Source organism: Edaphobacter sp. FHG110511_03 (assembly GCF_059115365.1).
Window position 1 is genome coordinate 416,516 of record NZ_JBZYWL010000003.1, and the last position, 17,011, is coordinate 433,526.

A 17,011-nucleotide genomic window follows, 5' to 3' on the forward strand; every position below is an offset into this window, starting at 1 on the left:
TCCTGATCTTGCGTGTTTCGGCTAAAGTCAACACGGAGGCCGAGCGCCGATGTCATCTGTATCCCCTTTTTCAGACGAAGCATTAGAGCGAATTCTAAGCTTTGAATCCGCAGACAGCGATCGTCTGATTTCCCGAGAAAACAGCCGCCTTGAGTTCAAAGAGTCCTTCAACCTTGGTAGCGCAGATGAGTATGCGAAGACGGCAGCCGCCTTCGCGAATACGCAAGGCGGGTACATTGTTTTCGGAGTCAAAGACTCGCCCCGGCAGATGGTCGGGCTGAAAAGCAATAATTTTGAGAACTTCGATGCAGCCAGACTGACGAATGCCCTCAATGAGCGTTTTTCTCCGGAAATTCATTGGGAAAGCTACATCCATACAGAACGCGGTTACAAGGTTGGCCTCCTCTTCTTCTCTGAAGTAGTTCAGAAGCCCGTCGTCTGTACGAGAAATGGCGGATGTCTCCAACAGGGTGCGATCTACTATCGATACAGGGGACGTAGCGAGGCGATCAGATATCCAGAACTACGCAAGATACTTGATCAAGAGAGAGCGCGTGAGCGGGATCTATGGATGAAGCAGCTGCGGCGAATCAGTGAAGTTGGAGTCGATAACGTGGCGCTCCTCAATCTGAAGTCCGGTGAGGTTTCGGGTACCAACGGCAGATTCTATGTCTCCGAGGATTTGCTGCCCAAGCTCCAGTTCATCCGTGAAGGACATTTCGTCGACAATCAAGGAGCGCCTGCCCTCCGATTGCTGGGTGATCTTCAAGGGGCAGAGGGGCCTATGATCCAAGCAACGGTCCAGATGCCTACGCCGATTCGCGAGCCACAGATAATAAAAGCCTTCATCGACCGAGAATCGGTTCTTTCACCAACCGAGTACCTAAAGGCGATCTGCTTCGAACAGTCTTATTTCTTTCCCATCTATTTCTTCATTCAACAAACGACTGAAACAATCGACGATACCGTCGATCTGCTTGGAAGTCTGGATGTGCGCGGCACCGTCCGCGACAAACTCATCGAGAGACTTCAAACTCGTGATGAGAGACTGGCTATCGGAAAGCTCGGCGAAACTAGCCTCGCCGCTGTTGCACGTAGATCTATGGTCGAGCAGCTCAGAGCGCAATCCTTGCCTGCTGATCTGGTAGCCGAGCAGCCGATGCGTTTTTTCGAAGCCGTAACCCACATCAATGCTACAGATTTCGATCAGGACTACGTGTTCAAGCTCATTGACCAACTGATCTTGCCGCAAGCTCAAAAAATGAGCGCACCGACAAGGACGCACTTCCGCAAAGCACTCTGTCACTTGGATCTAACTTGGTACAAGCCGAGCCTACTCTGAGGACGGCGTCGGTCATCTCTTTGATTAGTCCTCATAAACGCCCTTCGCGCTACCGAAAAACAGCCTACGAAGCACGCACATCTCGTGCTGGGGGCCCACATTCATACCCCTCGCCTCTCCCGCGCATCCAACTCAGCGGAGGTTTTCCTTGTGATGCGATCCAGACTGTCTTCCACACTAGTCCTCTCCTTGGTGCTTGCGACCCCAGCCCTCCCTGTCCATGCCCAGAGCGACTCTCAGGCACAGACCAACCAGCAAATGACCAAGGACCAAAAGCAGGAGCTGAAGCAGCAGGAGAAGGCCAACAAAGCCCAGGCCAAGGCCGACAAGGCAAAGCGGAAGGCTCTCGACAGCGACAAGCAGAAGGACGCCGACAAGGCCCAGGACAAGGCCAATAAGGAGAAGGAAAAGACCCCGCCCGTTCAGTACGATCCCGTCCAGCGCTGATCCTCTTCCTGTCAAGTCGATTCATCACTTATCTCTCTAATAAAAAACCACTTAGCTTGTCCCGATTGGCTCCTCCCCGAACGCTATAATGGAATCAGCGGAAAGCCCCGGCCATCCGGGGCTTTCCTGTCTCTCAAGCACAGGAAAACAGGATGTTCTGACCCCTTCGCCGTGCGGCAAAAGCATGGCGATGAGATGGAAGTCCGGACCTAAGCCTAATTTTTACAAGACTTTGCGCAAATAAGTACGGGGAGGGGTAGGTGTCAATTCGTCAGCAGATCCGCCCGGTCCTCACCCTCGCTCTGCCCCTCATCGCCGCCGAGATCGGCTGGATGTCGATGGGAATCGTCGACACCGTCATGGTCGGCCACATGCAGAACCCGGCCATCAACATCGCCTCCGCCGCTCTCGGCCAGGTGCTCTACAACACCCTCGCCTTCGGAATCGCCGGGGTTCTGCTCTCGCTCGATACCTTCCTCTCCCAGTCCCATGGAGCCGGACGCTACGACGATGCCAACCGCTGGCTCTACCACGGCCTCATCCTCGCCGCCGGTCTCGCCGCCGTACTCTTTGGCCTGGTTGAGCTCGCCCCGCTCCTGATGAAGCGGACGCCCATCAACCCGCAGGTCCTCGGCGGAGCCGTGAGCTTCCTTCACTCCCTCAACTGGGGAACGGCCAGTCTCTTCCTCTACTTCACCCTGCGTCGCTACCTGCAGGCCTTCAACCACGTCCGTCCCATCGCCTTCGCCCTGATCACCGCGAACCTCTGCAACGTTCTCGGCAACTGGATCCTGATCTATGGACACGACTGGGGAGCGATCCATATTCCGGCGCTCGGCATCGTCGGCGCAGGACTGTCGACCTCGCTCTCGCGCACTTATCTCGCCCTGTTCCTCATCGCCGCCATCTGGCGCGTCGAGCACAGGCACAGCTACGGCCTGCGTTCCATGCTTCGCCATATCGAGACCTCCCGCCTCAAGCAGCTCACCCTGCTCGGAGCGCCTGCCGGAGCACAGATCTTCGTCGAGATCTCCATCTTCGGAGCGGTTACTTTCCTGATCGGAACCCTGGGGCCGCTCCCGCTCGCCGGACACGAGATCGCGCTCAACTGCGCCAGCTTCACCTTCATGGTGCCCTTCGCCATCTCGGCAGCTGCCGCCGTCCGCGTCGGCCAGGCCATCGGACGCGAAGCGCCCCGCGAGGCCGCCGCCGCTGGCTGGACCGCGATCCTCCTCGGAGCGGCGTGCATGGCGACCTTCTCCATCGTGCTGTCAGTCTTCGCTCATCCAATCGCCCGGGCCTTCACTCCAGACCAGACAGTCATCGCCGCGACCATCCCTCTGCTCTTCGTCGCCGCCGCCTTCCAGTTCTTCGACGGTCTCCAGATCACGGCCACCGGAGCCTTGCGGGGGGCAGGGAACACTCATGCCGGGCTCATCGTCCAGATCATCGGCTACTGGATCATCGGACTTCCCGTTGGCGCCTGGCTGGGCTTCCGTCTTCACCACGGAGCCGTCGGTCTCTGGCTCGGCCTGTGCGCTGGCCTCATCGTCGCCGGTCTTGCCCTGACCGCTGTCTGGAGTCGCACCACGCGCGTGCTCTCAAAGAAGACTCTTATCGCCTGACGCTCTTTCGCTCGAGCCTGATGACTCGAGCCTGGATCTTCGATAGATGGCTTAAGTACTTTGCTGCGCCAGCGCAATCGCAGTCCGCTCAAGCACTGCCGCCTGCCGCTCAAGGCGACGGAGCTGATGCTCCGCCGGAGTTTCCTCGACTGGAGGCTCCTTCGACTTGAAGAGGGCGGACGTCGGCGTATCAGCGGAGGACACTGGTTGTGGATCGAATATCCCATGCCCGAGTTCCTCAACCCGCGCGGCGATCTTTTCCGCGCGGCTGCGGGCCTCGCGATCTCCTCGGCCCAGCGAGGCCAGCGTGGTGATGGCACGTGTCATGCGGCGCAGGTAGGTCACGAAGGTGAGCGCCTCTTCCCATCGTTCTCCTGAAGCGAGCGGCACTCGCGGCTCAAGCATGATGCGGTCCAGCGCCTCCTCGGCGTCGTTGATCGCGAGCCCGCAAGCGCGGCGAGCTGGAGCCAGTACTCTCCGGTCGGCGGCAATCCGGTCGTTGTCCGAGGCGGCGCTCTCTAGCGCCGTCCAGAAGTTGAGCATGGCGCGGACATACGCGGCATCGGCAAGCGCTCCGCGCTCGAGCAGTCTCTTCAACTCCACCTTCACTTTTTCCGGCCATAGAAGCCTCATCGCCAGAACCGCGACCGTCGCGCCGAGCAGGGTCATGCCGATGCGGACGCCGGCGAAGTGCCAGTCGCGAAGATGAGGCAGGCTGAGCAAAACGAAGGTCGGCGTGAGGAAGAAGGAATACCACGCATAGTCGATCGCGTAGGTCGCCAGCGTCAGGATGCTGGTGACGGTAATGACGGCGATCAGGCCCTCCTGGCTGTGAACCCCGGCCGCGAAGATCGCAGCCAGGATTCCACCGGCGACGGTGCCGACCACCCGCTGTACTCCTCGGCGCAGTGAGCCTGTCGGCTGCAGCACGATGATAGAGGTCATTCCCAGCCACGCGCCGTGGCTGATGTGGACCATCCTCATCAGCAGAACATCTGCCGCGCCGACGACCAACATGCGAAGCGCATGCCGCATCATCATCGATTGCGGCGTCCAGTTTGCCCTGGCCGACTCGATCATGGTCCGCCAGACTCTGGCGACGGATTGCTCCGCTGGCCTGGACAATAGAGATCGCGTCTCCTGCGGCGTAGAGCCTGGAGAAACGATATGCGGCTCAATCCCGCTCCACAGCGCCCGGATTGCCTCGAAGGCCACTTCAACGTTCAATAGCCCGTCCCTCTCGTCCTGGGCAAGATGAACGAGCAAAGATTGCGAGGAGGTATCCAGCGCCTGGATGGCCGCTTCGCGTTTATGAAGATGTTCGATGGAGTGCGAGCCCTCGGGAGAGAACGAGGAGGCGCCATCTGCAGGCCTCTGAAGCAACGCCTGGGAGATCACGTGCTCGGAGCGCTCCAGCCAGCGCAGCCCATCCAGGATTGCGGCTTGTGACTTCGCATCGGAGGTAGATTCCAGCAGTTCGGTCCATCGAATGGTTCCGGCGAAGAGGAGATCGGCGGTCTCGAGAAGGACGGTCAGCGATCGTGCGCGAAGCGTCCTTGCGGTAATGCGGGCGCCGGTGGTGCCAATCGCTGTACGCGCTGCCTCCATGTTGAGGCGCATGCTGCGCTGGAACTCGTGCATGCGGTGTCTCTCGGCCTGACGATCGGCGGTGGCGGACGAGGTGACATGGACTTGTGAAGTAAAGGCGGCAAGCATCGCATAGCAGTTCGCCACACCCAGCCTGGCGGGACGGAAGGGGTCAAGCGGCCAGAGAAAGAGGCTGAGCGTTGCGGCCCATAGTCCGCCGAGGACGTAGGCCAGCGCGCTCCACAATGCCCCCGACAGAGTGTGCGTGGATCCTCCGAAGCCGGCGAAGTAGAGGACCATGATGATGACGGAGGTAGATGCGAGCTGGTTGGAGAGCACGCGTGCAAAGGTGATCGCGAAACAGAAAGCTGACGTGACCAGGACTGCCAGCCAGAGCGGAGTTGCGGCCAGCGACCCGGCGATGCATGCGATCGCTCCGCCGACCAGCACGGTCAGCATCGTCGTCAGGCGGCTGCGGTAGGGTCCGCCATTGTCGACCAGGATGGCTTCAAATCCGCCAAGCGCGGCCCATCCCATGGGCTTGCCGAAGTATTGGCAAACGACCATGGCTGCCAGTACGGCGATTCCGGCGCGGAGGCCGCGGGTCCAGTGCAGACGCCGCAGCGTGGCGGCCCATTGAGCGAACAAGCGCATGTGGAGAAAGTTTAGCCTTGATTGTTGCGTCAGCCTGCCGGCTGGTGTTCCGGCACGTGAGCTTTGGAGCGGGTCGTGAGTGTGATAGCTGCGACGAGAATCAGGCAGCCTCCAGTCCACGCTGTAGGTCCGAGATGTTCGCCGAGCGCGAAGACGCCGAGCAGGCTCCCCATCAGCGGCTCCATATTGAGTAGGACACCAGCCTGCGACGCCGGGACTTGGGTCATGCCCCAGTTCCAGAGCAGAGTGGTGGTGGCTGTGCACAAGACGCCGCTTGCTGCCAGTGCGAGCCATGCCTTCGTCGAGACGTGAGCCACAGGCGGCGCGCCGTAACGCAGCGGAACCCATACCAGCAGCATCAGGGTCCCCAGCAGAATTCCATAGGCGGTAACGACGATAGGGGAGTGGCGATCCATCAGGCGCTTGTTAAACAGAATCCAACCGAGTGCGATGGCAAGCGAGAGCACGACCAGAAGATCTCCCGTGAGAGAGGGCTGTCCCGCGCCGGTGGCGTGCCGTCCCAGCGCGATGAGAGTGGCTCCAGTCGTCGATCCCACGAGGGCGAACCAGCCGGTTGCATCCAGCCGCTCGTGCGCGAAGAGCGTGGCCCCTACGGCGAGGATGACGGGCATCGTCCCCACCATCAGAGCAGCGTGCGAGACAGTCGTGAGTGAGAGTCCGTAGAACTGGATCAGGAACTGGACGGGAACGCCGAGAAAGGCTGCCAGCGCCAGAACTCCCCATTCCCGCGGGTTCAGCCCCGGCCGATGCATTACCAACAGCGGCAGGAGTGGAAGCATCGCAAAGAGGAAGCGGTAGAGGACCATGTGAGCGAAGGACATCTCCGCCAACGCGATCTTGCCGAAGAAGAAGCCGCAGCCCCAGAAGGCGCTCGCCAGCGCACACGAAAGGAAGCCGATGGCGCGATGCTTGGGAGTGACTGGCATATCTCCACTGTCGCATTAAATGAGAAGGACGCGGCTGAAGCCGCGCCCTTCTGCTGTCATGAGTTGTCAGTTACCAGACGCGACAGCTGTTGGCTGGAACCATGGGTGAGCCCTTCTTGCACCCGAAAGCCGAAGCGAAGCCGGGCTGGTTGACGATGGCACCGTTGGCGCGGAAGTGGTCGGGGGAGTGCGGATCGGTGAGGACCTGCTGGCGAATCCCCTCGGGGCGGGAGTTCTCGCACCAGTTCTGCGCATAGCCGATGTAGAACCTTTGCGGAGCGTTATAGCCGCTGATCTTCGCGTTCAGATCGACCTTGTTGGCCTTCGCCCGCTCAAGGTAAGCGAGATAGGCCAAGACAAGGCCACCATTGTCGGCGGTGTTCTCGCCGAGCGTGAGCTTGCCGTTGACCTTGACGTCGTCCACCGCGGTGAAGTCTCCGTATTCGTTGATCAGGCAGTCGGTGCGGGTTTCAAACTTCTTCGCGTCTTCGGGAGTCCACCAATCGACCATGTTGCCCTTGGCGTCGAATTTGCGGCCCTGGTCGTCGAAGCCATGGGTGAGCTCGTGGCCGATTACGGCTCCGATGTGCCCGTAGTTCACCGCGTCGTCCTGCTTCCGGTCGTAGAAGGAGGGTTGAAGGATTCCAGCGGGGAAGTTGATGTCGTTCATGCTGGGATCGTAGTAGGCGTTGACGGTGGGCGGCGTCATGCCCCACTCGTTGTGATCGACGGGCTGACCGATTTTGTTGAGTTGACGATCATTCTCGAATGCAGTGCCGCGGAACTTATTTCCGAGCGCTTCGTCGGCTTTGATCTCAAGCTTCGTGTAGTCGCGCCACTTGTCGGGATAGCCGATCTTGTTGGCGACTGCGTGCAGCTTCTCTTTGGCTCGGACCTTGGTCGTCGCGGACATCCAGTCGAGCTGGTCGATGTCGTGGTCCATGGCGTTTTCGATGTCATGGACCATCTCCAGCATCTTGGCTTTGCTGTCCCCGGCAAAGTACTTGGAGACATAGACCTCTCCCAATGCCTCGCCCAGCGCGCTGTTGACTGCGTTTGAGCAGCGCTTCCAGCGTGCACTCTGCTCCGGCTGGCCGGTGAGGGTGCGTCCGTAAAAGTCGAAGTTTTCGTCATCGAAGCGCTTCGGCAGACGATTCGCCGCGCCGGTCAGCAGGTGGTAGCGCATGTATGCCTTCAGGGTGTCGAGGTCGGCGCTCTTCAGATTGGTCATCAACGCCGTAGTGAACTCCGGGTTGGTGTTATTGATCTCGGTGATCTCGGGGGAGTGGATTGCTTTACGGAACTCGTCAAAGGAGGCCCCGTCGACGGTCTCGGTAAAAACCGCGAGGGTTTGCAGGTGGTAAACCTTCTCGGGATCGCGCCGCTCGGTGATCGGCATCGAGGATTTTGCCAGCTTCGTCTCGAATGCCATGATGGCTTCGGCGTCCTTCTTGGCTTGTTCGGCGGGCGTTCCTGCGAGCGTCAGCATTTTGGCAACGTGCTCGACGTACTGCTTGCGAATGGTCTCATCCTTGGCTCCGGTGCGGAAGTAGTAGTCGCGCTCGGGGAGCCCAAGACCTGCCTGATCGAAGAAGGCGATCTGTTTGCTTGCGTCTTTGAAGTCCTGCTGCTCGCCGTAGCCGAAGAAGACGTCGATGCCGTTCCGCTGCAGTTCTCCGATGAGCGGAGCAATGTTGTCGATCGAACTAAGCGCATCGATCTTGTCCAGATACGGTTGCAGGGGAGCCAGCCCTTTTGCCTCGATTGTGTCTGTGTCCATGCAGCTCTTGTAGTAGTCGCCGATCTTCTGCTCGTTGGGGGTGCGGCTGGATCCGCCCGCCGCGGCCTTGGAGAGGATGTCGTTCAGCGATTGGGTGTTGACGTTATAGAGCGCATAGAACTGGTCGACCGCCGATTGGTCGGAGGGAATGGGATGGTTGGCGGCAAACTTGCCGCAGGAGAACTTATAGAAGTCTGTGCAGGGATCGACCGAGGTGTCGAGGGAGGTGGCGTCGAAGCCCGGGATCGGCTTGTAGACTTCGGCGGGTTTCGCTGTCTTGTCTGTTTTCGCCGAAGGCGCCTGTGCTCCTGCAACGGTAGCCAGTAAGACTGCGGCGACACCGATAATAATGTGGCTCCTCTGCGGCCCCTGTGCCTTTTTCTGTTCCGTCATCCCTGCGTTCCTTCCTATTCCATTTGAATTCTTAGTCTTTTGTACCATCGCCTTTGGAGTTGGCAACGAACCCGAGACTGCTCGCTTCCATTGGCGGGCGTCGCTCGTCTGTGAAAGAGTAGTAGCCAGTTGCCCCTTGGGGTACGCATCGCCCGTCATGCTGGTTCCCTGCATCATCCCCGCGAGTCTCTGGTTTGGCAAGGCGCAAGGCCGCCTCCTGCTCGCTGTAATGCTGGTTTTTGTGACGAACGGCGGGTGGGCGAAGGGGCCAGAGCCGATCAAGAGCATTCCGCTCGCGCCTCTTGGCTTTCAGACTCCCCTGACCCAGTTCATGCTGGCGGGCAGCTCAATGCTGACCGTCGACTATGTCGATACCAAGCATATTCTGCTGACTTACAGTGCGAAACGCCTGTTGAAGCGACTTCCTGAGTGTCCCCCTGCGGACCAGGACCGGGTCGTCGATGTGGTGTTGCTGGAATTGCCCTCGGGGAAGGTCGTGGCCCAGACGTCATGGCGTACTCATGACCATGGCCAGTATCTCTGGAATCTTGGACGTGGCCGGTTTGCGTTGCGAGTTCGCAATACGCTGTCGACGTTTGCCCCTGTGGCGAACCTGGCGAAGAGAGATGCCTTTGAGCAGTTGCCGTTTATCAGGACGGATCGGAGGATCGGCGGAGTTCTGTTGTCACCCGACGCAGACCTGATGATTCTGGAGACGATGGACCCTCCGCGAGCCGATGGAGAAGAGGCGAGACCGCAGGAGACTCCGGTTCAGATCAATTTTTTCAGGTTGACTACCATGAGTGGAGGAGAGATTGAGGCACACCCTGGTGGTGCGCTGCGCTCCCGGGTGCCGGGACGGATTCCTGCAAACTCAGCCGGCTATATTGCGATTTTGGACGAGGGGCAGCAGCATTGGGGCTTCAACTTTCAAAGTTATGGCGGAAAGACCAAGGAACTGGCGGCATTTGATTCAACCTGCAGACCATCGCCAATGCTGGTGAGCCGAAGCGAATTTATCGCCTTTGGATGTCATCTGAGTCATACCCCGCAGGTGATGGGAGCCTTCAATTTGCGGGGAGAAGAGATGTGGGAGCAGAACATCACGGAGAGCTATGTCTCTCCCACGTTCGCCTATGCGCCAGGAAGCGGCCGTTTTGCTTTCAGCCGCGTGCTCACCCGAACCTCGCTGGTCGATCTGGACTCCGTCTCCCCGGAGATGTTTGAGGGGCAGGTGGTTGTGGTGTATCAGACAGACAGTGGCCGGCAGCTGCTTCGCATCGATGCAGCCCCCGTCGCGCGGGCGGGGCAGAATTTCGCGCTTGCGCCGGATGGTCTAAGCCTGGCGGTCATTCGGAATGAAGCGGTCGAGATCTATAGCTTGCCTCCGCTGACATCCAAGGACCGGGAGGCGGTGCAGATGGCAGAGGCGTCTGCTCCGCAGATCGACGGGGATCCGTCGCTGCTGCTTTCTTCCGGGGCAGGGAGCAATTCGGCCCCGAGCGAGAGCGATCCAGCGCCGTCTCCTACACCGGAAGCAGCGCCTCAGAGTTCGGATGGGAGTGCATCCGACTCTGCACCGGCACCTACGCCACCTCCCGCGGATTCGGTTTCGGCCGGGATATCTGGAACGGCTGCACCAGCAAATCAAGAGAAAGAGGGCGCCGGTGCTGCACCTGCCGACAACTCGCCTGCCGACGGCACGTCCGAGCAGCCACGGAAGCCTCCGACGTTGTATGCGCCCGGAGAGAGTCATGGTGACAGTTCTTCGAAACCGGACCCACCAAAGTGAGGAAAGCAAAGGGCCAGCTTCATTGAAGTTGGCCCTTTTGCCTGAATCAAAAGATTTTGAGTAACGCGGTAGAGCCTCTTAGGCAGCCTTGGGGGCGACCACAGCCTTTACACGGGCATTGAGACGCGCCTTGTAACGGCTGGCGGTGTTCTTGTGGATGATTCCCTTTTGGACGCTCTTGTCGAGCACCGAGACGGTGGCGCTGTAGGCGGCACCCAGAGTCTTGGCGTCGCCTTTGGCGATGGCCTCGCGCAACGAACGCAGGGTTCCGCGGAGCTTGCTCTTGTTAGCGCGGTTCACCGCGGTCTTGGTCTCTGTCTGACGTGTGCGCTTCAGCGAGGAAACATGATTTGCCATTCTGAACTCTCTTCTACCCAGAACATGTCGGGGGAAATTTGGGATGCAGGCCTCAGGCTGGCCGGAAACACAGCCTGACCGATCCCCTGCAAACTCTAAGTGTAGAGAAAATGGGGTAGAGGGTCAAGAAGAACCGGGAATCTCCCTTTTCAAGAGACCGACGGACAGTGCTCCTGTGGCCAGTTACTCCTTTAGATTCATTTTCCTTGAGCAGCGGCCTTGACTGGCGGGTCCAGCGGGGCTAGTCTGTGCCCATCTTCGGCACACGATTGGCAACTTTCGCCAACCCGGTCGCAGCGCCTCAGTGGACAGTCCATTTTGTGCGTTTTCGCCGTCTCGCAACCTCGCCCACATCCTGTGTATCCAATCAAGAAGATAAAACCCCAGCTGTCCCTGACGGAGGTCAGAGCCCCACTTGATCAAACAAACCATTGAGATCACCCCAGGTATCGAAACCCTCTACGGAACCCACGACGAAAACCTACGCCTGCTGGAAGATGGGCTGCACGTGACGATTGACCTCAGGTCGGACGCGATTCACGTAACCGGCAACGCCGACAGCGTTGCCCGGGTAGATCGTGTTTTTGCGGATTTTGAGGCTTTGCGAAAGGCAGGAGTGAATCTGCACAACGGAGAGTTGCGCGGAATGCTCAAGATGATCGTCGCCGATCCGGCGGCGACACTGAAGTTGCTGATGGATTCAGGAAAACAGCGTTCGGCTGGCGTGAAGCGAATGGTGCAGCCGCGGTCCATCAATCAGAGTCGCTATGTCGAGGCGATCGAGCAGAACGACATGGTGTTTGGGGTAGGACCGGCGGGCACGGGAAAGACTTACTTGGCGGTGGCGATGGCGGTCTCGGCGCTGCTGGCCAAAAAAGTCAGTAGGATCATCCTGGTTCGCCCGGCGGTGGAGGCCGGCGAACGACTAGGCTTTCTGCCCGGTTCTTTGCAGGAGAAGGTCGATCCGTATCTTCGTCCGCTCTACGACGCACTCTACGATCTTCTTGATCCGCCGAAGGTGGACAAGATGCTGGAGACGAACGTCATCGAAGTCGCGCCCCTGGCTTTTATGCGCGGGCGAACCTTGAACGACGCGTTCGTCATTATGGATGAGGCGCAGAATACGACGACGGAGCAGATGAAGATGTTCGTCACGCGTCTGGGCAACAACTCAAAGGCCGTCATTACAGGAGACCTGACGCAGACCGATCTTCCGAATCCGAAGAAGTCCGGTCTGTTGGAGGCATTGCATGTGCTCGATGGCGTCGAGGGCATTCGGTTCTGTCATTTCGAGGACACGGATGTTGTGCGGCATCACCTGGTGCAGCGAATCGTGAGGGCCTACGACAGCTATGGCCGCTCGCAGCAGGAGCTTCCGCTATCGATGGGCGAATCGGTGCTTTCGGAATCGGGGATGGCAGGCGACAAGAACAAGCGTGCAGCTAAACCGCAGTAATCGCAGTGAGATACTATCGTCAGCAGGGATGAGTATGGAGGTTACGTACTTTCTCCCTGCTGACGCCGCACTTTGTCCGCTAACCATCGAGCGATGATTACCATCGAGCCTCCAAGTACACGATCCAACTCAACGGCGCTGGCCAAGCCCGGCCTTGTGCGCTTCCTTCGCCGTGCGCGGGAGGCGGTTGGCCTTGAAGGAGACGTGGAGGTGCTGTTGACCTCGGATGTGGAGATCCGGCGGCTGAATCGCACCTTCCGCGGCAAGAACAAGGCGACGGATGTTTTGAGTTTTCCGGCGCCCGAGGAGATTGCTGGCGAACATGCGGGCGATCTGGCAATCTCACTCGAGACTGCCGCGCAGCAGGCAGAAAGTTTTGGGCACTCGCTGGGGGCGGAAGTTCGCATTCTGCTGTTGCATGGCCTGCTGCATCTGGCAGGGATGGACCATGAGGTCGATTCGGGAGAGATGGCAAAGCGGGAATCTGAGCTGCGACGGGAGCTGAGACTTCCGACCACTCTGATCGAGCGAGTCTCGCAATCTCAGTTCGCTGCGCGGAGAACGACCACTGCAGGGAGACGCAACCGATGAACTGGATAAACCTGGTTTACGGCGTCATGCTGATGGTGCTGCTGGTGGTCCTTGCGCTGGCCTCATACGTTGATCGCGTCTACTCGGAGATGGGCAAGTTTCTCGCCCGGGAGTACCAGGACAATATCGACAGCTGGGAAGAGCTGATCGAGCCGCGGCTGCGACTGGGTCGCGAATCCATCGCACTCTCTGCCTCTGTGCTTCGCCAATTGTCGCTCGCGGCAATGTCGTTGTTCTGGGGGCTTCATCTGTACCAGGTGACCAGCGGCATGGTTGAGACTCCGAGCGGCGGCGCAGTGGCGCGAGCCGTGGCGGAGTTGATCCTGCTCATCCTTGTCTTCGATCGGCTGATTCCGCAGATTCTCTTTGCGCGCACGCGCGGACTTTGGGTTCGACGGATCAAGCTGTTGTTGCAATTGTTTTTTTATCTGATTCTTCCTGTCACGATCGTGTTGCAGCTCCTGCTCTCGATCGCGGCACTCGCCGAGCCAGAGGATGAAACCGAAGAGGAGCACCCGTCGGAGGCGATGGAGGCCCTGCTGGAGGCCGGTGAGGAAGAGGGCATCCTGGAAGAATCGGACCGCGAGCTGATGCGTTCGGTCTTGGAGTTTGGCGACAGGGTGGTGCGCGAAATCATGACGCCGCGTCCTGAGATCTTTGCGGTTCCTGGCACGCTGACCCTAAGGGAGTTTACCGCCGAGATTAATGAACATGCGTTTTCACGGGTTCCCGTGTACGCCGGCTCTTTGGATCATGTGACTGGAATTGCGTTTGCTCACGATCTGCTGAAGGTTCTGGATATCGAGGCAGGCACGCGAACGGTGGCGCAGATCCAGCGGCCCGCCGCCTTCGTGCCGGAGACGAAGATGGTAGCCGAACTTTTGCGCGAGATGCAGCGCGAGAAGCAGCACATGCGGCTGGTGATCGACGAATATGGCGGTGTCGCGGGCCTGGTGACGATCGAAGATCTGCTGGAAACAATCGTAGGGGATATCGCGGATGAGCACGATGAACCAGAGCCGGATGAGGCTCCGGTGAGAGAGCCGGATGGATCTTTTGTTGTGCCGGGCAGCTTCGAAGTCTCACGGCTGCGAGAGTTATTTGCCGATCAGCTGGAGCGAGCGTCTTCGCGGCCTGCGGAAGACGGTGAAACTCCAAAGGAGGCTCTTGAAGCACGAGAGGAGGAGCGAGAACTTCCGCTTCTTGCGGAGCCATACGAGTCGACGACACTGGGTGGACTTGTTTCGGAGATGGCGGGAAGAATTCCAGCGCCCGGAGAGGTTGTGCAGGAGGATGGGTTGCGCATGCAGGTGCTGGCCTCGACCGACCGGAGGGTCGATCGTTTGCGAGTAAGCCTGGGCGGCAATGTTGCGAATTCATCAACAGTTACGGCATGAGGCTTTAGCATTTCCTGAAATGACCAGAGTCCTGACGATCCGGCAGAACGAACGGCGCTTGATAGTATCGTCATAGTGGGCAGGTAATCGGGCCGAGGATATTTACAAGATGACCAAAAGTGCAGGGAAGCCACATGTATTTCATACCCTGGATATCCTGCGAGGAGTTGCCGCCGTCGCGGTGATGGCCTTTCACTTCGGTCTATCCGGCTCTGGATTGCTTGGGGTAAGTGTCTTCCCTCACGGGTATCTGGCGGTCGATTTCTTTTTCGTTCTCAGTGGATTTGTTCTGGCATTCGCCTATCAGGACAAACTTGATCTCGGCTGGTCGAGCGGCTCCTTTTTCCTGGTCCGAGTCATTCGTCTTTACCCCCTCTATTTTGCCGGACTGGTCCTGGGGTTTGCATTCAGTGTGTTGCAGAGCGTGTTCGGTCGTCACCAGGTCTCTGCGACGACAACGTTCCTGACCCTTGTGGCCAGTCTGCTGATGGTGCCAGCGTTCGGGCTGAAGCAGCAAACAGGCGAAGCGACGATCTATCCCTACAACAAACCTGCGTGGTCCCTCTTTTTCGAGATCATGGCCAACGTCTTCCATGCGCTTCTCTTGAGAAGAAGGAGTTGGAAGTTTCTGGCAGGAACACTTTGTGTTACCGGAGCCGCCCTCATCTATTCGTGTCTAAGGTATGGGTCGATTGGCTTCGGGGTAAATCGGTCGGAATTTTTATATGGCTTTGCGCGCGTGCTTTTTTCGTACACCGTTGGTATCTCCCTGCTGCGGGTATGGAAATCCGGGAGAGGGCGAATGCGTGTTCCTCCGCTGCTGATTGCCATCCTTCTTCTTATCGCCCTCGCTGTTCCCGTTTACCCTCGCTTCACGGCGCTTTATGATCTCGCGGCCACGTTCATTCTCTTTCCCATACTGGTTTTGGCCGGTGCCTGGTCTCAACCCGGTCCCTGGTTTATGAGAAGCTGCGAGTGGCTGGGGACCGCATCGTATGCGATCTATGTGCTGCATGTCCCCATCGCTGATTTTTTTGCAGAGGCCGTACGCCGGGTCTCGCATCGCGAGCCGGCGCTCTTCGCGCCGTGGACCGGAATCGCATGCATGCTGCTTGCGATCACGGCAGCCCTGCTTCTCGATAAGTTCTATGATGGCCGTGCGCGCACATTCCTTCGCAAGAAACTTTTACGCGGAAATGGCGCACCAGCGAGGCCAACCCCGAACGTCAAAGTAATCTCGTAAGCGTGAAGCGATTATGAATTTAGAGGGAGTCAGCCATGATGCCCGGCAAACTCAGGACCGGATCTTCACAGGATGAGTGAAGATCCGGTCCTCAGAGATTGAATAGATTTACCTGGAAGTGCCTTTAATCTGCACCGCAACGAAGCACAACTGATTCCGATTGGGATCAGTCGATGGAGATCTTGCGCAGGAGATTGAAGTCCGAGAGCATCTTTCCGGTTCCCAGAACGACCGAGGCCAGCGGATCGTCGGCGATTGAAACAGGAAGCCCGGTCTCTTCGCGGATTCGCTTGTCGAGGTTCTTGATCAGAGCGCCCCCTCCCGTAAGGACGATGCCGCGGTCCGAGATGTCGGCAGAGAGCTCGGGCGGGGTACGTTCGAGCGCGACGCGGATGGCATTGATGATGGTAGAGATGGATTCGGAGAGCGCCTCACGAATCTCGGAGTCGTCGATCGTGATCGTCTTGGGGACGCCTTCGATAAGATTGCGGCCCTTGACCTCCATCGAGAGCGGCTTATCGAGCGGGTAGGCGGAGCCGAGCTGCATCTTGATCTGCTCGCCGGTGCGCTCACCGATGAGCAGGTTGTATTTACGCTTGAGGTAGGTGATGACGGCTTCGTCCATCTGGTTACCGGCCATTCGGACCGAGCGCGAGTAGACGATGCCTGCAAGCGAGATGACTGCGATGTCGGTAGTACCACCGCCGATGTCCACGACCATGTTTCCGCCGGGCTCGGTGATGGGAAGGCCTGCGCCGATGGCGGCGACCATGGCCTGCTCAACGAGGTGGACTTCTGAGGCCTTGGCGCGATAGGCGGAGTCCATGACCGCGCGCTTTTCTACTTGGGTGATCTCAGAGGGCACGCCGATGACGATACGGGGATGCACCATCATCTTGCGGTTGTGCGCCTTCTGGATGAAGTAGTTCAGCATCTTCTCGGTGTGGCGGAAGTCGGCGATGACGCCGTCTTTCATGGGCTTGATAGCGACGATGTTTCCTGGAGTGCGGCCGAGCATCTCCTTGGCCTCTTTACCGACGGCTTCGACCTCATTGGTCACCTTGTTGACGGCGATGATGGAGGGCTCGTTGACGATGATTCCCTTGTTATGGGCGAAGACGAGGGTATTGGCGGTTCCGAGATCGATGGCTAAATCGCTGGAAAAGAGGCTGAAGAGAGACCGCATGTTATGAATGCGGGAGTACCGGGTCTGGAAGGAGTTCGAAGACATTTGGGCTGAGTGGCTTCCTGGTGGAACGGTGATTACGGCTATTGTACGGCCAGAATCAAGCGGTTTGCGCCGTGACTCGCATGGTGCAAGTTCATTTTGGGATAAGTGGGTGCTTTGACTCGCCCGCAGGCCTGCTCCTGGCTCAAACCTTCAACTCTTCCCCAAAATG

Annotated in this window: 13 protein-coding genes and 1 pseudogene; 9 read left to right on the forward strand and 5 right to left on the reverse strand. The window is 58.7% G+C overall.

Features of this window, described 5'->3' with window-relative positions; all coding sequences use genetic code 11:
- Window positions 1–49: 49 nt before the first annotated feature.
- The 4 genes and pseudogenes from AC5S26_RS15170 to AC5S26_RS15185 form a co-directional block, all read left to right on the forward strand.
- A pseudogene (locus tag AC5S26_RS15170) lies at window positions 50–448 on the forward strand (AlbA family DNA-binding domain-containing protein); the annotation flags it as partial.
- Window positions 449–571: 123 nt separating this feature from the next.
- A complete protein-coding gene (locus AC5S26_RS15175; protein WP_494186131.1) occupies window positions 572–1,342 on the forward strand; it encodes a hypothetical protein in 771 nt (256 codons plus the stop codon).
- Between the two features lie 153 nt (window positions 1,343–1,495).
- Window positions 1,496–1,789 (forward strand): hypothetical protein, encoded by a 294-nt coding sequence (locus AC5S26_RS15180; RefSeq protein WP_494185748.1) that lies wholly within the window; start codon window positions 1,496–1,498, stop codon window positions 1,787–1,789.
- Window positions 1,790–2,049: 260 nt separating this feature from the next.
- Complete coding sequence (locus AC5S26_RS15185; RefSeq protein ID WP_494185749.1) at window positions 2,050–3,414, forward strand: MATE family efflux transporter; 1,365 nt, start codon at window positions 2,050–2,052, stop codon at window positions 3,412–3,414.
- A 51-nt stretch (window positions 3,415–3,465) separates the two neighbouring features.
- Here AC5S26_RS15185 and AC5S26_RS15190 read toward each other — a convergent pair whose 3' ends face one another.
- From AC5S26_RS15190 to AC5S26_RS15200, 3 genes are all read right to left on the reverse strand, one after another.
- Window positions 3,466–5,655 (reverse strand): FUSC family protein, encoded by a 2,190-nt coding sequence (locus tag AC5S26_RS15190; RefSeq protein WP_494185750.1) that lies wholly within the window; start codon window positions 5,653–5,655, stop codon window positions 3,466–3,468.
- A 29-nt stretch (window positions 5,656–5,684) separates the two neighbouring features.
- Window positions 5,685–6,602 carry a DMT family transporter gene (locus tag AC5S26_RS15195; protein WP_494185751.1) on the reverse strand — a complete coding sequence of 306 codons (918 nt, stop codon included), beginning with the start codon at window positions 6,600–6,602 and terminating at the stop codon, window positions 5,685–5,687.
- Between the two features lie 70 nt (window positions 6,603–6,672).
- Entirely contained in the window at window positions 6,673–8,976 is a 2,304-nt protein-coding gene (locus tag AC5S26_RS15200; RefSeq protein ID WP_494185752.1) for a M13 family metallopeptidase, read from the reverse strand.
- On the opposite strand from AC5S26_RS15200, the gene AC5S26_RS15205 reads away from it, so the two are divergent.
- Window positions 8,933–10,567 carry a hypothetical protein gene (locus tag AC5S26_RS15205; protein ID WP_494185753.1) on the forward strand — a complete coding sequence of 545 codons (1,635 nt, stop codon included), beginning with the start codon at window positions 8,933–8,935 and terminating at the stop codon, window positions 10,565–10,567. The genes AC5S26_RS15200 and AC5S26_RS15205 overlap by 44 nt on opposite strands.
- Window positions 10,568–10,645: 78 nt before the next feature.
- Here AC5S26_RS15205 and rpsT read toward each other — a convergent pair whose 3' ends face one another.
- Window positions 10,646–10,924, reverse strand: a complete 279-nt coding sequence (gene rpsT / locus AC5S26_RS15210) for a 30S ribosomal protein S20 (protein WP_494185754.1) — start codon at window positions 10,922–10,924, stop codon at window positions 10,646–10,648.
- A gap of 415 nt (window positions 10,925–11,339) precedes the next feature.
- Between rpsT and AC5S26_RS15215 the strand changes: the two genes are divergently transcribed.
- The 4 genes from AC5S26_RS15215 to AC5S26_RS15230 all read left to right on the forward strand — a co-directional run bounded on the left by AC5S26_RS15215 (window position 11,340) and on the right by AC5S26_RS15230 (window position 15,611).
- On the forward strand, window positions 11,340–12,380 hold the full coding sequence (locus AC5S26_RS15215) for a PhoH family protein (RefSeq protein ID WP_494185755.1): 1,041 nt from the start codon (window positions 11,340–11,342) through the stop codon (window positions 12,378–12,380).
- Window positions 12,381–12,473: 93 nt separating this feature from the next.
- Window positions 12,474–12,971, forward strand: a complete 498-nt coding sequence (gene ybeY, locus AC5S26_RS15220) for an rRNA maturation RNase YbeY (protein WP_494185756.1) — start codon at window positions 12,474–12,476, stop codon at window positions 12,969–12,971.
- The gene (locus AC5S26_RS15225; RefSeq protein WP_494185757.1) at window positions 12,968–14,368 is read left to right on the forward strand and encodes a hemolysin family protein; all 1,401 of its coding nucleotides are present in this window, start codon (window positions 12,968–12,970) and stop codon (window positions 14,366–14,368) included. Before ybeY ends, AC5S26_RS15225 begins: the two co-directional genes overlap by 4 nt.
- Before the next feature lie 109 nt (window positions 14,369–14,477).
- A complete protein-coding gene (locus AC5S26_RS15230; RefSeq protein WP_494185758.1) occupies window positions 14,478–15,611 on the forward strand; it encodes an acyltransferase family protein in 1,134 nt (377 codons plus the stop codon).
- Window positions 15,612–15,777: 166 nt separating this feature from the next.
- Here AC5S26_RS15230 and AC5S26_RS15235 read toward each other — a convergent pair whose 3' ends face one another.
- Window positions 15,778–16,842 carry a rod shape-determining protein gene (locus AC5S26_RS15235; protein WP_494185759.1) on the reverse strand — a complete coding sequence of 355 codons (1,065 nt, stop codon included), beginning with the start codon at window positions 16,840–16,842 and terminating at the stop codon, window positions 15,778–15,780.
- Between the last annotated feature and the right edge of the window lie 169 nt (window positions 16,843–17,011).

Excerpts from the sequence above, each read along its gene's own strand:
- AC5S26_RS15175 (WP_494186131.1), top strand. The coding sequence starts at position 572 with ATGAAGCAGCTGCGGCGAATCAGTGAAGTTGGAGTCGATAACGTGGCG.
- AC5S26_RS15180 (WP_494185748.1), top strand. The coding sequence starts at position 1,496 with ATGCGATCCAGACTGTCTTCCACACTAGTCCTCTCCTTGGTGCTTGCG.
- AC5S26_RS15190 (WP_494185750.1), bottom strand. The coding sequence starts at position 5,655 with ATGCGCTTGTTCGCTCAATGGGCCGCCACGCTGCGGCGTCTGCACTGG.
- AC5S26_RS15195 (WP_494185751.1), bottom strand. The coding sequence starts at position 6,602 with ATGCCAGTCACTCCCAAGCATCGCGCCATCGGCTTCCTTTCGTGTGCG.
- AC5S26_RS15205 (WP_494185753.1), top strand. The coding sequence starts at position 8,933 with ATGCTGGTTCCCTGCATCATCCCCGCGAGTCTCTGGTTTGGCAAGGCG.
- rpsT (WP_494185754.1), bottom strand. The coding sequence starts at position 10,924 with ATGGCAAATCATGTTTCCTCGCTGAAGCGCACACGTCAGACAGAGACC.
- ybeY (WP_494185756.1), top strand. The coding sequence starts at position 12,474 with ATGATTACCATCGAGCCTCCAAGTACACGATCCAACTCAACGGCGCTG.
- AC5S26_RS15225 (WP_494185757.1), top strand. The coding sequence starts at position 12,968 with ATGAACTGGATAAACCTGGTTTACGGCGTCATGCTGATGGTGCTGCTG.
- AC5S26_RS15230 (WP_494185758.1), top strand. The coding sequence starts at position 14,478 with ATGACCAAAAGTGCAGGGAAGCCACATGTATTTCATACCCTGGATATC.
- AC5S26_RS15235 (WP_494185759.1), bottom strand. The coding sequence starts at position 16,842 with ATGTCTTCGAACTCCTTCCAGACCCGGTACTCCCGCATTCATAACATG.